The 13,126-nt window shown below is 61.2% G+C and carries 12 protein-coding genes; 1 reads left to right on the forward strand and 11 read right to left on the reverse strand.

Annotated elements, in window-relative coordinates:
• Positions 1 to 85 precede the first annotated feature (85 nt).
• Complete coding sequence (locus tag IEX53_RS20455) at positions 86 to 3,442, forward strand: DEAD/DEAH box helicase (RefSeq protein ID WP_188826036.1); 3,357 nt, start codon at positions 86 to 88, stop codon at positions 3,440 to 3,442.
• A gap of 574 nt (positions 3,443 to 4,016) precedes the next feature.
• Here the strand turns inward: IEX53_RS20455 and IEX53_RS20460 are convergent.
• The 11 genes from IEX53_RS20460 to IEX53_RS23680 all read right to left on the reverse strand — a co-directional run bounded on the left by IEX53_RS20460 (position 4,017) and on the right by IEX53_RS23680 (position 12,644).
• Positions 4,017 to 4,397, reverse strand: a complete 381-nt coding sequence (locus tag IEX53_RS20460) for a type II toxin-antitoxin system death-on-curing family toxin (protein ID WP_188826037.1) — start codon at positions 4,395 to 4,397, stop codon at positions 4,017 to 4,019.
• Positions 4,394 to 4,624: an AbrB/MazE/SpoVT family DNA-binding domain-containing protein gene (locus tag IEX53_RS20465; RefSeq protein ID WP_188826038.1), complete on the reverse strand. Its 231-nt coding sequence runs from the start codon at positions 4,622 to 4,624 to the stop codon at positions 4,394 to 4,396. Before IEX53_RS20465 ends, IEX53_RS20460 begins: the two co-directional genes overlap by 4 nt.
• Before the next feature lie 166 nt (positions 4,625 to 4,790).
• Positions 4,791 to 5,201, reverse strand: coding sequence for a GFA family protein (locus IEX53_RS20470; RefSeq protein WP_188826039.1), 411 nt, complete (start codon positions 5,199 to 5,201; stop codon positions 4,791 to 4,793).
• Between the two features lie 39 nt (positions 5,202 to 5,240).
• A complete protein-coding gene (locus IEX53_RS20475) occupies positions 5,241 to 5,516 on the reverse strand; it encodes a DUF4282 domain-containing protein (RefSeq protein ID WP_188826040.1) in 276 nt (91 codons plus the stop codon).
• A gap of 108 nt (positions 5,517 to 5,624) precedes the next feature.
• Positions 5,625 to 6,617 (reverse strand): magnesium transporter CorA family protein, encoded by a 993-nt coding sequence (locus tag IEX53_RS20480; protein WP_188826041.1) that lies wholly within the window; start codon positions 6,615 to 6,617, stop codon positions 5,625 to 5,627.
• Between the two features lie 106 nt (positions 6,618 to 6,723).
• Positions 6,724 to 8,865, reverse strand: a complete 2,142-nt coding sequence (gene scpA / locus IEX53_RS20485; RefSeq protein ID WP_188826042.1) for a methylmalonyl-CoA mutase — start codon at positions 8,863 to 8,865, stop codon at positions 6,724 to 6,726.
• A gap of 235 nt (positions 8,866 to 9,100) precedes the next feature.
• Positions 9,101 to 10,537 carry a methylmalonyl-CoA mutase family protein gene (locus IEX53_RS20490; RefSeq protein WP_188826043.1) on the reverse strand — a complete coding sequence of 479 codons (1,437 nt, stop codon included), beginning with the start codon at positions 10,535 to 10,537 and terminating at the stop codon, positions 9,101 to 9,103.
• Positions 10,538 to 10,587: 50 nt separating this feature from the next.
• Positions 10,588 to 11,406 carry a hypothetical protein gene (locus IEX53_RS20495; protein ID WP_188826044.1) on the reverse strand — a complete coding sequence of 273 codons (819 nt, stop codon included), beginning with the start codon at positions 11,404 to 11,406 and terminating at the stop codon, positions 10,588 to 10,590.
• A gap of 403 nt (positions 11,407 to 11,809) precedes the next feature.
• On the reverse strand, positions 11,810 to 12,181 hold the full coding sequence (locus IEX53_RS20500; protein WP_188826045.1) for a DUF2267 domain-containing protein: 372 nt from the start codon (positions 12,179 to 12,181) through the stop codon (positions 11,810 to 11,812).
• Between the two features lie 95 nt (positions 12,182 to 12,276).
• Complete coding sequence (locus IEX53_RS20505; protein ID WP_188826072.1) at positions 12,277 to 12,372, reverse strand: type II toxin-antitoxin system YafQ family toxin; 96 nt, start codon at positions 12,370 to 12,372, stop codon at positions 12,277 to 12,279.
• A 44-nt stretch (positions 12,373 to 12,416) separates the two neighbouring features.
• Positions 12,417 to 12,644, reverse strand: a complete 228-nt coding sequence (locus IEX53_RS23680; protein WP_210311677.1) for a hypothetical protein — start codon at positions 12,642 to 12,644, stop codon at positions 12,417 to 12,419.
• Positions 12,645 to 13,126 lie beyond the last annotated feature (482 nt).

The following is a 13,126-nucleotide window of genomic DNA, read 5'->3' on the forward strand; positions in this document are numbered from 1 at the left end:
CTTCTCGGGACAAGCCCGAGAATGACGGCGAGGGGTTGTTTCATGCTGGTTCTAGCAACTCTGGGATGAGAGAGGGATGGTCTGAATGAGCGGTGAGACGATCGATCGGGAGCGGCTGCTGGCCATTCTGGAATACTGGCACCGGATAGAATTCTTTATTCCGTTCGATTTGTCCGCCTGCGCCGAACCGCGGGACGGGCGTGCTCCCTTCTGGATGCATGCCGAAACGCTTGAAAATGATACAGCCTATCTGCGACGGCCGAATATCCCCGAGGGCAAGGAACTCACGGGGATAAGGCTCTTCTTCGGGGTGTTCGACAAGTCGCAGATGACGGATTCTATTCTGCGTTATTGTGCGCCGGCGAGCGGACTGGCCGCGTTCGAGGACGTGGAGCGCGGCGACCTCGAAGGCGATACATGCTTTGCCAGCCTTGATCTCGATGCCAACGGTGTTCCGCTTTTCGACCGGTTTTCCATTTCGACCTTGCCATGGGCGCTGGGGCGTATAGCGAAGGGCGGGCTCATGGCGCTTTCGCTCGGCGCCTTTGCCGAAAGCATGAAGAAGCTGAAGGAGCTACTGGAGAATTTCAGGGCGCAGCGCCATCTCGATCGATCCGGAGAGGCGGACGGTGCAGAGGCGATCACCCCGGCGGAGATACTTGCCCTGAATGACCTCCTGCAGGACTGGGCGGGTTTCAAGCCGGAACCTGGCCGTCCGGTCGCCCTGGCTGAAATCCGGTTTCGCGAGAAGCTGGAGACATCCGTCAGGCAATTGGAGGCGCCTCAGATTATTGACATGATCCCCGCCGAGGGCGATGAGGACGAGGAGGATGACGAGCCGGAGGTCGAGCAGGAAATAGGCATCCTCAACAGTTTCTATCTCGAGGACATCGAAAAGGCGATTGCCTGCGTCCGTGACGGCGTCGTGCCGGAGGCCATCAGGCAATATCTGACGCCGCTCGAGGCGAATGAACGTCTCGATCTTTATTCCGATGCGGGACGCCTCGCGATACTGGAAAAGCTCCATCCGAGCCGTGTCAATCGCGGCCGGTGGCCGAGCGACCCCAGCCATGCCATGAGCCTCATGCAGCAATTCGCCATCAATGCGGCTGGCGAGCTTGGCGGCAAAGACGGCCTATTTTCTGTCAACGGGCCTCCCGGCACCGGTAAAACGACATTGCTGCGGGATGTGATCGCCGACAACATCGTCAAGCGCGCCCGCGTCCTCGCCGCGCTCCCATCGCCCCGGGACGCCTTCACGGGACGCGGCAAGAAGATGGAGTTCGCCGACGGCGCCACGGCGACCATTTCAATCTTGAAGCCGGAATTGACCGGTTTCGAGATGGTGGTGGCGTCCTCGAACAACACGGCTGTCGAGAACATTTCCAAGGATTTGCCGAAACGCAAGTCCATTTGGGACCTGTCGTCGGTCGATTATCTGCAACCGGTTGCCCACAAGGTCGCCGCACAAACGAAGAAAGGCGGCTTTCAACCTTGCAAGGGGGAGGAGCAGCCTTGGGGCCTCATCTCCTGCGTCCTCGGAAATTTCGCGAACCGCAGGTCATTCGGCAACAAATTCGCCTTCAAGCCCAGGATGAATGGGGAACACACGACGTGGAAGGACGGCCATGTGTTCCAGAGCATTTACGGTTGGCTGGACAATTATGAGGGGCCATCCTTTGCCGAGGCCGTCGAAGCGTTCAGGCGCGCGGAGGCGGAGGTCGATGCCGGTATCGCGCGCCACGCACGATATGCGGATCTGTTCGGCGAAGTGGGACTACGGTCGCAAGACGACTATTGCCGGGCGGCGTCGGCGCAAGCGAAGTCTGCCGCCGAGGCGTTGGAAACCAGCGGGCGCGCGCATGACGGCATCGGGTTTGAGCTGCAGGCGACCGAAGCCAGGCTTTCCGGACTGAAGGAAGAGGAGCGTCTCCTCGATCGGACCAGCCCCGCATGGTGGCATCGATTGTTCCGGACCAGGGCGGGGCAGGAATACCGGGCGAGCATGGTGGAGAACGCGAAGGCGCAGCTCTCCGTCCGAGGCCGGCAGTCCCTGTTGCGCGAAACGCTGGCAAGCCATGCCGCCGAGATGCAGCGGGCGAGCGCGCGGCTTCAGCAATGCGAAGCCGCCCTTGCCGCCCGGCAGCATGAATGGAAGCAGAAGCGGGCGGAGCTGGAGCAATTGGGGGAGGCTCTGGGAAACCCCGCAATTCCCGGGTCATTGAGCGATCTCGAAACCGACCGGTTCCAGATTTCCGGCCTGTGGCATACCGAAGCGATGGCCACCCTGCGGTCCGCTCTCTTCGAGGCTGCCTTGCGCCTGCACGCCGCATGGCTTGCCGAGGCGGGGCGCAGCGGTGGAGGTTTCCGCGGCAACATACCCGCAATCAGCAAGCTGCTTTCGGGCAATTTGCCGGTCGAAAAGGCAGCCATCGCCAGTATCTGGCAAAGCCTGTTCATGATCGTGCCCGTGATATCGACGACCTTTGCGTCCTTCACCCGCCTGTTCAACGGGGTCGAAGCAGGCGGGATCGGCTGGCTTTTCATCGATGAAGCGGGGCAGGCGGTGCCGCAGGCGGCAGTGGGCGGGCTGATGCGGGCGCGGCGCGTCATGGCCATCGGCGATCCGCTCCAGATCGAGCCCGTCTTCACCCTGCCGGCGGCCTTCATCAAGGCGCTTGGCGAACTCTCGCCCCACACGGCCGGCGGAGATTACTCACCGGCGCGCACCTCGGTCCAGACCCTTGCCGACGCCGCCAACCGCTTCGGCACGGCGGTGGCTACCGACGCAGACGACGATCCACTTTGGATCGGCAGCCCCTTGCGCGTGCATCGCCGCTGCATCGACCCGATGTTCAGCCTCGCCAACCGGATCGCCTATCACGGCAAGATGGTGTTCGCGGCGAGGGGACCTTCAGAGGATTTCGCGCCACTTCACGACAGCGCCTGGATTGATATCCGCGGGCGGGTTACGGGCAAGCAGACGGTGCGGGAACAGGTGGAGTTCATGGTGCGCGTCCTCCTTGCGACTTACCGCAGCGAGGGCCGTCTGCCGGGCGTCTATATCATTTCCCCTTTCAAGGAAACCAAGGCTGCCCTCAGGCAGGCGATTGAAAAGGCGTACTGGATCAATCCAGACGGTCGCCACGAGCAACCGAAGGGGCTGGATGATTGGTTGAAAAACCGGATCGGCACGGTCCACACCTTCCAGGGCAAGGAAGAAGACACCGTCTTCATGGTTCTGGGAACCGATGCCGAGCACCGCGGCGCCGCCGTCTGGGCCGCATCGAAGCCGAACCTGCTTAACGTCGCGGCGACGCGGGCGCGCTACCGGCTGTTCATCATCGGCGACAGCACGCTCTGGAGCGGCCTGCCCTATTTCAGCGACGCCGCCGACATGCTGCCGGTTGTGCAGGAGGAGGATTTTCTGGCGCGGCTATGAGCATTTCTATTGAGACGGAACCAACTGTGCGCCGAAAATTGAGCACTTCACGGTTTGATGGAAACTGTGCGATGGCGATCCCCTTACCCCCGTCCTTCGAGGCTCGCTTCGCGAGCGCCTCAGGACGAGGGTAAGGGGCGTTGCGCTTCAGGTAAGGGGAGGAGCACAGCGTCTCGGGAGCCCTCATGGTGAGGTGCGAATGGAGCGCAGCGGAATTCGCCTCGAACCACGAGGGCGCTTGGCGCTGATTCCAGCAAAACAAGAATTGCTGTAGCCCATCAGGTCAGTTGTTGAGGATGAAGGGATGTTGCGGCCAAACAAGTGCATGCCGTGGAATGCCCCTCACCCTTACCCTCTCCCCGCACGCGGGGCGAGGGGGACATCCGCGTTGCTGCCTCTCCCTTGTTCCCTGCACCTGGCAGAAAGATTAGGCGAGAACGGTCGTGTCCCCCTCTCCCCGTAAATCACGGGGAGAGGGTAAGGGTGAGGGGCTATCCATGACATTCCAGCAACCCTCATCCTGAGCTTGTCGAAGGGCGAGGCGGCTTGGCGATTCCATCAAAACAGGAACTACTCAGATTTTGACTGTGAAATCCCGAAAGAAAGCCGCCGCGCCGTCCTCATCGATCTCACCGGCGGCAACCATGGTGATGAGGAGGATCACATCCTCATTGGTCGCTTCCAGGCTCAGCCCGTTGAAATAAAGGAAAAGATCGGCTGCGGCAAAACCGGTCCGCTTGTTGCCGTCAATGAAGGGATGGTTTTTTACGATCTTATAAAGATAGGCTGCGGCGAGTTCATAAAGGTCCGGCGCTTCATAAGCATGCTTGTTCAGCGGCCTGCCTAGTGCGGATTCGAGCGCATCTTCGTCCCGCAAGCCAGCTGCGCCGCCGTGGAGGCGCAACTGCTCGTTATGCATAGCCTCCACGAACTCCCGCGAGTGGAATTCGATCATTTGGCGAGAACGCGATAGGCTGCCTCGTATTTCTTCATGCGCTCGCGGGCGATCTGCATTTTCTTTACGAATTCTTCCGGATTTTCCGTGAGCGGGCGCAGCTTCAGCCCGTCGGCCTCCTCGATGAGAAGCACCGTGTCGCCAGCATGGATATTATGCCGGTCGAGCACTTCCTTCGGCAGGATAACACCTTCCGAATTGCCGATTTTGCGAACAGTAAGGTTCATGGCGATGTCCCCGTTTCGGCAAGCTTTTGCAGTGCGGCCCTGTATTGGTCCATGACCTCACGCGCGGCCTGCATCTGCCGCTCGAAATCATCGGGGCGTTTCAGGGCAGCGACCATGTCGACCTCACTTGTTATAACGCATGATATAACATGGGAAGCGGCAGGTTTCAATCGTTGGTATCATTCCCCGGCAACCCCTCGAAAGCCTTCGCCGCCCAAGGCGCCGCCGAGCGGCACCAGATCTGCCGCTTCGGTGCGAATTCCCGGCGCTGGTCGATGCTGCCCCAGCGGATGCCCCAGGGCGCGTTTTCGGTGTCCTCGCCGCTGGTGAAGAGGGGCGAGCCGCACTCCGGACAGAAATATTGCAAGCGTTTTTTCCCGCTTGTCCCCGTCTTCAGATAAACCTTGGGCGCGTTGCCGGTCAGCCGGATGCCGCCGGGAGAGGCTCGCACCGTTACGCGATAGGGCGACCCGGTCAGCCGCTGGCAATCGGTGCAATGGCAGATGGTGATCCGCTCCGGATCGATCTCCGCCTCATAAGTGACATGCCCGCAATGGCATTGCCCAGTAATTTTCATCGTCGGCACCTTTCAGGACGCGCTGCTGCGGGAGCCCGACTACTGCTTCGGCAGGCCCTGATCGCGGATTTCAGTCAACCGGTCGTAGATTTTGAATAGCAGGATCAGGCTCTCGCAGAAAACGCGCCATGCTATCAGGGTCCCGACGAGCATAAGGAGGCTCCCGACGATATTGGGAAGCGTGGCGTCCGAAAAACTCCTTTGGTAAGCGAATATGGGTACAAGCACGACGCCAGCCACGCCGACCCAGAAGACGATCTTGACCAGTACGGGCGTCAGGAATTTTTCAAAGACAAAGAAATCCTTGATTGCCATGGAGCTACCCTCCGCAAAAACAATCGCAACCTGCAATATAGGTCAGGAAAATGGCAGGTCCATGCAAAACATGATCGAGAGTTGCAGGCCTTGGGAATTATGCGGCGATTAAAGCCATCCCTTCTTGCGGAAATAGACGAGCGGAAGGATGGCGGAGATTACCATCAAGATGAGGGCCATCGGATAGCCCCATGTTTCCTTGAGCTCCGGCATGAAATGGAAGTTCATCCCGTAGATCGAGGCGATCAGCGTCGGAGGCATGAAGCCGACCGCAGCCACCGAGAATATCTTGATGATCGCGTTCTGTTCGACCGAGATGAGGCCGACCACCGTATCGAGCAGGAAATTGATCTTGTTCGAGAGGAAATCGACATAGTTTTCCAGCGATTGCGCGTCCCGCTCCAGCGACTTGATCCAGGCTCTCTTGTCCTTGTCCGCGCCGCTCGCCGGCAAATTGGTGGTGACATAGACTAGCAGGCGGCCGATGCCGGCCAGGCTCTCGCGCACCTTGGAGAGAAACGCCCCCTGGCCGCCGATATGCGTCAGGAGCAGGCGGAAATCCTTGTTGGTCATCGGGCGCTCATGGGCGCGTATGTGAAAGATCGACTGCGATTCCTCCTCGATCTTCTCCGACACCGCCTCCAATATGTCGGCCAGCCGGTCCGTCGCCGCTTCCAGAAGGCCGAGCAGGATCGCAAGGCCGGAACATTTCGCATCGATCAGCCCATTGCCCGGCTTCATCGCGCGCTCGATATAGAGCCCGAACGCCCTGGGTTCACTATAGCGGGCCGTGACCAGCAGCTTGCCCGAAAGCACGAAGGAGATCGGCGCGGTTTTACGATGATCCTTGCCCACGGTATAAAGAATGGGCGCGGTCAGATATTGCGCGCCGTTCTCCATGTAGAACCGGCTCGATTCGGCGATATCTACCATGTCCGCATGGGTCGGAATATCGGCCCCGATCCATGTTTCGACCGTCTTTTCCTCGTCCGGCGTCGGATTGAGCAGGTCGATCCACACGGCATTGATGGGCAGCGAGCTTCCCGCTTCCTCCTCGACCAGTATCAGATGGTCGGTATCCAGGCAGTAGATTCGGATCATGGTTTCTCGCGAATGATGGAAGCGGGAGTCTATGCCTGCAACGCTTTAAAATGGAATAATGGCGAGATCATCGAAGGCAGTGGCGAGGCGGCCGGCAAAATTCCAGCTATTTGCGGTCAGGAATCCCCTCCAGCAGCGCATCCATCAGCCTCTCCGCCGCCTCGCCGAGGACAGTGCCCGGCGGGAAGATGTCAGTGGCGCCGGCTTGTCTCACCGCCTCGTGGTCCTGCGGCGGGATGACGCCGCCCACGACAATAAGGATATGATCGCCGCCGCGTCCCTTAAGCGCCGCCTTCAGCTCCGGCACCAGCGTCAGGTGGCCCGCCGCAAGGGAGGAGACGCCGAGAATATGCGCGCGGGATTTGACCGCGAGATCCGCCACCTCCTCCGGTGTCTGGAACATCGCGCCCACGGTCACGTCGAAGCCAAGGTCACCGAAGGCGGTGGCGATTACCTTCTGCCCTCGGTCGTGCCCGTCCTGCCCCATCTTGGCGATGAGGAGGCGCGGGCGCTCTCCGGCACGCTTCTCGAATGCCGCCACCTTTTCAAGCACCCGCTCCGCCGCCTTGTTCGGCCCCAGCGCCTTGCGGTAGACGCCGGAGATGGTGCGCACCTCGGCCACATGCCGGCCGAACGCCTTTTCGAGCGCCAGGGAGATTTCGCCCACTGTCGCCTTGGCGCGCGCCGCATGGATGGCGAATTCGAGGAGGTTGCCTTCGCCCGATTGTGCCGCCGCCGTCAGCCGGTCAAGGGCGGCCTCCACCGCGCCCACATCGCGCGTGCCCTTCAACGTCTGCAATTTGGCGAGCTGGCGGGCGCGCACTTCCGCATTGTCGATCTTGAGCACGTCCACGGCAATGTCCTCAGCCGGTCGGAACATATTGACGCCGATGACGGGCTGCTCACCGCTGTCGATGCGCGCCTGCGTCCGCGCAGCCGCTTCCTCGATACGCATTTTCGGAATGCCGCGCTCGATGGCCTTGGCCATGCCGCCGAGCTTTTCAACCTCCTCGATATGCTGGAGCGCCCGGACGGCTAGATCATGCGTCAGCCGCTCCACATAGGCCGAGCCGCCCCAGGGATCGATAATGTCAGTCGTGCCGGATTCTTTCTGCAGCAGAAGCTGCGTGTTGCGGGCGATCCGCGCCGAATGGTCCGATGGCAGCGCCAGCGCTTCGTCGAAGGCGTTGGTGTGCAGCGATTGCGTGCCGCCGCCCGTCGCCGCCATCGCCTCCACCATCGTGCGGATGATATTGTTGTGCGGGTCCTGTGCGGTGAGCGACCAGCCCGAGGTCTGGCAATGCGCCCGCAAGGCCAGCGAGCGCTCGTCCCTTGGGTCGAAATTCTTCTTCATGAGCAGCGCCCAGAGCAGCCGCGCCGCCCGGAGCTTCGCCACCTCCATGTAGAAATTCATGCCGATGGCCCAGAAGAAGGACAGCCGCGGCGCAAACTTATCGATATCGAGCCCCGCCGCCAGCCCCGCCCGCGCATATTCGATGCCGTCGGCGAGCGTGTAGGCCAGTTCCAGATCGGCGGACGCCCCCGCCTCCTGCATGTGATAGCCGGAAATGGAGATGGAGTTGAATTTCGGCATATGCTTCGCCGTATAGGCGAAAATGTCCGACACGATCCGCATCGAGGGCGCGGGCGGATAGATATAGGTGTTGCGGACCATGAACTCCTTGAGAATGTCGTTCTGGATGGTCCCGACCAGTTGCTCCTGCCCGACGCCCTGTTCCTCCGCCGCCACGATGAAAAGCGCCAGGACAGGCAGCACCGCGCCGTTCATGGTCATGGAAACGGTCATCTCACCGAGCGGAATGCCGTCGAAGAGCTGGCGCATGTCGAGAATGGAGTCGATCGCCACCCCCGCCATGCCGACATCGCCCGCCACGCGCGGATGATCGCTGTCATAGCCGCGATGGGTGGCAAGATCGAAGGCCACCGACAGGCCCTTCTGTCCCGCCGCGAGGTTGCGCCGGTAGAACGCGTTCGATTCCTCCGCCGTCGAAAACCCCGCATATTGCCGGATCGTCCACGGCTGCTGCACATACATGGTGGGGTAGGGGCCCCGGATGAAGGGCGGCATCCCCGGATAGGTGTCGAGATAGGGCAGGGATTTGAGATCGGCCTGCGTATAGGCGCGCTTGATCCTGATACCCTCGGGCGTTTTCCACCTGTCCGCGCCGGGTTTGGGCGCTTTGGCTTTCGGGTCGGCCCAGGGGATTTGGGTGAAATCGGGGATCATGGTGCCTCCTCCATGAGCCGGAGTATTTTATTCTCAACGGAAATGCCGGCTCCAGGCACCCCCCTCTGCCCTGCCGGGCATCTCCCCCTCAAGGGGGGAGATTGGCTGTCAGTTCCGCTTTCGCTAATCGCCAACGCAGAAAAATAGAGTGCCGTCATCGATAAAGGCCAATCTCCCCCCTTGTGGGGGAGATGTCCGGCAGGACAGAGGGGGGTGAAATCGAAGAGCGCCTTCATCAATCGCTTCCCACCATCTCATCCAGCCGCGTAAAAACCAGCGGCTCGCAATGCACCGCTCCATCATCCGGCAATGTCCTGCGCTCCGCATCGAGCACCGTCACCGGGTAATCCTCCTTGAGCGCATGCACGGTCGTGCCGACGATTTCGCGCTCGCCGCTGCGATAGGCCTCGGCCCGCTTTTCCCGGCATTCGGCGATCCGCGCCTGAAAATGGCCGTTGACGAGGCTTTTCAAAATGCCGCCCTCGCGCTCAAGCGCCTGGAACGCATTCCATGCCGCCTCGCAAAGGCATTCGGTCAGCATCTCGACCCCGCCCGACCCACTGGCGGGATCGCCGACGAAGCCGAGATTGGATTCCCGGGAGAGGATCAGTTGCGTGTTGCGGGCAAGCCGCCGCGCGGCCGGATCGGGCAGGCCATGCGTGATGGTGTGCGGCAGGATGGAGATGCCGTCCGCTCCGCCGATCGCCGCGGCAAAGCCGGCAATGGTGGTGCGCAGGATGTTGGTTTCGACGTCCCGCGCGCTCATCATCCGCATCGAGGTTTCCGCGTGGATCGCGGCAGGCGAGGGCGGGATGCCGCATGCCTCCTGCAGCCGCGCCCACAGCCGCCGCAAGGCGCGCAGCTTGGCGATGGTGACGAACTGGTCCTGGTCGGCCGAGATGGCAAAGCCGATATGCGGCGTTGCATAGACGACCGGCTGGCGCGCCTCCTCGAACATCCTGAGATAGCTGACAGCGACGGACAGCATCGCGCCCAATTCCTGCGCCTCGCTCGCGCCCGCATTATGATAGGGCCGCCCATCGGCCTCCAGCACGATGCCGGGCAGGCCGGTGGCGAAGAAATTGCCGAGCGCCTGCGGCAGCGACGCCTTCAGCGCCTCAACGCTCATGCGCAGCCATCCGCATGAGGCAAGCGTCGCGGTAGGGTCGATGCCTAGGGAAAAGCTCGTGCGGGCCGGATCGATGCGCCGGAAGCGCAGATAATCCGCCAGCCACTCCGCGCAGGCGCGGCTGTTGGGATGCGCATCCATCCGCAGATGCAGGCCATCGAGCTCGATATCCTCGAACAGGCGGTCGATCGTATCGGGACCGGGGGGAAGGCCGAAGCCGAACGCATTCTGCGCGCCCTCGAACACCAGCGCCACGCCATTGGCGCCGTTCTCGATATCGTCCCTGAGCTGCCGGTTGGCGCGGGCCGGATCGGGATCGTCCGCCCGCTGGATGATGCGCCATGGCCGGTCCGGTGCCGCGCGGAGAAGAGGCTGCGCATTCCTGTCCCGCTCATAAAGCGGCTCGATGACAATGCCGTCACCGGTTTGCGAGGTCAGCGCCTCCTCGAAGCTTTCGCCCTTCAACGCCTTTTCGGCGAGCCTGACCCAGCGGTCGTAATCTTCAGGCGGGAAGAGACCTTCCTTCAATATGCTCGGATCCATGTCTACACCTCCGTAGCGTTTGGTCCCCCAGCCATTTGGCCGCCAGAGTATCAGAAGCTGAGCGCAGGGGAAGCCCATGCCGGGCCGCGGCGTTCTTCTTCCTTCAAGCTGTTCGATCCGAAATGCACCCGAAGCCCGGTGAGGACGCGGTGGGCGGTCAGCGGATTTGAGTCTTCCACCGTGGCCCTGTCATAGCGATAGCCCGCGAAAGCCGTGACGGGCGTGCCGGTAAAGCGATAATTGGCGATGGCAGAGAGCGAATAGAGATCGGCGTCTACGCCATAGGCCGACAGCCGGTTGAACGCGCCCTCGAAATCATAGCGCGTGTCGTCATTGGCATAGACGCGCGCCCCAAGCGCCGCCGTCAGATGATCCGCTTCGATATCCGAATAGGACACCCGGCCATAGCCGGCCCGTCCGTAAAGGGTGGCGTCGCTGGTATAGACCGCGCCTTCGAGGCCGCCGATGAGGTCGGTCGCATATTTGTCGGCATCGAGATAGTCATGCAGCAGGTTGAACGCGGTCGAGCCGAACCGCGAGGCGGAGACGAAACCGCCAAACGCGAAGGCGTCCGGTTCGCGGTAATAGGCGTGAAGCGTGCCGCCCAGCGTGTTGGCCTGCCCGAGATCGCTGATGTCGCCCCTGTTATACCCGGCATCCACCTGCGTGTTGAACCCGGTGCCGAGATCCGCATTGACCGAGCCGCGCAAGGCCCAGGACCGGATGTTCGCGCTATCGTCCCCTGCGCTTGCCCGGCCATAGGAGAAGCTGCCTTCGGCAAACCCCGAAACGCCGGAAATGCCCGCCGCCGGTTCCTCGGGCATGTAGACGATATCCTCCGCCGGCTGCCCGAAGATCGGGCTGTCCATATCGGCAGCGCTGGCGCCGGAAGAGACTAATACAGTTGTCGCTAATAATAGAAGATAAGACTGACGATACGTCATGATGCCCGCTACCCCCACTTGGTAAATCAGCATATGTGTAAAAACACATAGTTAACCGTAGGTTTAAGAGGGATGGTTTTTCTCAACCCGGTTTGGGGGAAGTACATTCGGCTGTCGGCGGAAACAGTATTTCTCTCTATCTCTGCCGAAGAAAGGCTCGCGCCTTCCCTCCCCCTTGCGGGGAGGGTGGCCCGAAGGGTCGGGTGGGGGTGGTGACGTTTACGCCATTGTCTCCAGCAAAAGCGCAAACGTCACCACCCCCATCCGCCCGCTGACGCGGGCACCTTCCCCGCAAGGGGGAAGGAGGGGCGCTAAACCGTCCTGCTGATCAGACGAACTGCCCCAGCCCGGGGATCGAATTCACCACATCGTCCACCGGACCCGCGCCGGCCTTCTCCCGCGCATAACCGATGGTCTGCTTGGAGACGCCGGAAATCTCGCTCATGCCGAGGCCCATGCCCATCAGTTGCGAGCCGAGGCCCATGACGCCGCCCATCATGCTGGAGAGGAACCCGCCACCGCCTTCAGCCTGCGCGGCGGCAACCGCCTCGCGCGCGCCGGGAATGGCGTCGATGAGGGCGGAAACCTTGTCCGCCGGGCCTTCCTTTTCCAGGAAAGCGAGAATAAGCCCGACCGCCTTGGTGGCCGTGGCAGGGTCGATGCCGACATTCGAGCTGATGCGCGCGATGAGTTCGTCCATGGGGAATCCTCCAGAATTTGACGTTTACGTAATATGCATTTGGGGCGATGGAATGCAAGCGGGTCTGAGAGGGGCTTTTCGGTTGCCGTTAACACTCAACGGAACAGATTGGAATGCGTGCCGGTGCGCTCGAAATGGACGCTCCTGCCATCCAGTTTGTAAATCAGCAGCCAATCCGGCTCTATGTGCAGATCGCATCACGGCGGAACTCGCTGGAATAGGACGGCTCGCGCACTCAGATGCTCAATTGTCTGAACAAATCTTCGGCGTCGCTGGCTTTGTGGACGTCCCCGCCACACGCTGTCTTCTCCATGGTCTCCACAGTCAAGGTATTAAGCACCTTCACCAGCGGGGGAAGGTCGCTGTAGTCGATTTCGCTATCCGGCCTTTCCGCCAACGCCCTGAGTTCCGCCTTGCGTTCTTCCGTCAGCGGAGGCAACTCGCTTCTTTTATATCTAACCATGCTCATAGCGTCTCCGTTCCTTTCGGTCATCCCACTCGGAATATCGCTCCATTCGATTATTGTAGCACTCTTTTGAAGCCGTAGGCGCAATGCTTTTGTTGCACTGGCGATTCACGTTATTGCATTTAATTTTATATGGAAACGCTGGCGGGACAGCGCCCCCCTCTGCCCTGCCGGGCATCTCCCCCGCATGGGGGGAGATTGGCTGGCACCGCTTGCTCCGCCCATTCTGCAACGGTGGCGATTGGCGCCGCGGGTCGATGAAGACGCAATCTCCCCCCTTGCGGGGGAGATGTCCGGCAGGACAGAGGGGGGCGCCTCGCGATTATATCAAAACATGAGCCGCTATAGCGTTAAGGGTGTCAAAGCCGGATTGGTTCGCCGATTGGCGGCTTGCACGACGGGCGCGCGCCTATCGCGGAAGCAGAATATTCTTCATTGTCCGCATCCCCGGCTCCCACTATACCATCCCCATGGCCCTG

The sequence above is a fragment of the Paramesorhizobium endophyticum genome (assembly GCF_014640615.1).
GTDB classification, from domain to species: Bacteria; Pseudomonadota; Alphaproteobacteria; order Rhizobiales; family Rhizobiaceae; genus Paramesorhizobium; species Paramesorhizobium endophyticum.

Excerpts from the sequence above, each read along its gene's own strand:
- IEX53_RS20475 (WP_188826040.1), bottom strand. The coding sequence starts at position 5,516 with ATGGCAATCAAGGATTTCTTTGTCTTTGAAAAATTCCTGACGCCCGTA.
- IEX53_RS20500 (WP_188826045.1), bottom strand. The coding sequence starts at position 12,181 with ATGGACGAACTCATCGCGCGCATCAGCTCGAATGTCGGCATCGACCCT.
- IEX53_RS20490 (WP_188826043.1), bottom strand. The coding sequence starts at position 10,537 with ATGGATCCGAGCATATTGAAGGAAGGTCTCTTCCCGCCTGAAGATTAC.
- IEX53_RS20495 (WP_188826044.1), bottom strand. The coding sequence starts at position 11,406 with ATGGACAGCCCGATCTTCGGGCAGCCGGCGGAGGATATCGTCTACATG.
- IEX53_RS20460 (WP_188826037.1), bottom strand. The coding sequence starts at position 4,397 with ATGATCGAATTCCACTCGCGGGAGTTCGTGGAGGCTATGCATAACGAG.
- scpA (WP_188826042.1), bottom strand. The coding sequence starts at position 8,865 with ATGATCCCCGATTTCACCCAAATCCCCTGGGCCGACCCGAAAGCCAAA.
- IEX53_RS23680 (WP_210311677.1), bottom strand. The coding sequence starts at position 12,644 with ATGGTTAGATATAAAAGAAGCGAGTTGCCTCCGCTGACGGAAGAACGC.
- IEX53_RS20480 (WP_188826041.1), bottom strand. The coding sequence starts at position 6,617 with ATGATCCGAATCTACTGCCTGGATACCGACCATCTGATACTGGTCGAG.
- IEX53_RS20465 (WP_188826038.1), bottom strand. The coding sequence starts at position 4,624 with ATGAACCTTACTGTTCGCAAAATCGGCAATTCGGAAGGTGTTATCCTG.
- IEX53_RS20455 (WP_188826036.1), top strand. The coding sequence starts at position 86 with ATGAGCGGTGAGACGATCGATCGGGAGCGGCTGCTGGCCATTCTGGAA.
- IEX53_RS20470 (WP_188826039.1), bottom strand. The coding sequence starts at position 5,201 with ATGAAAATTACTGGGCAATGCCATTGCGGGCATGTCACTTATGAGGCG.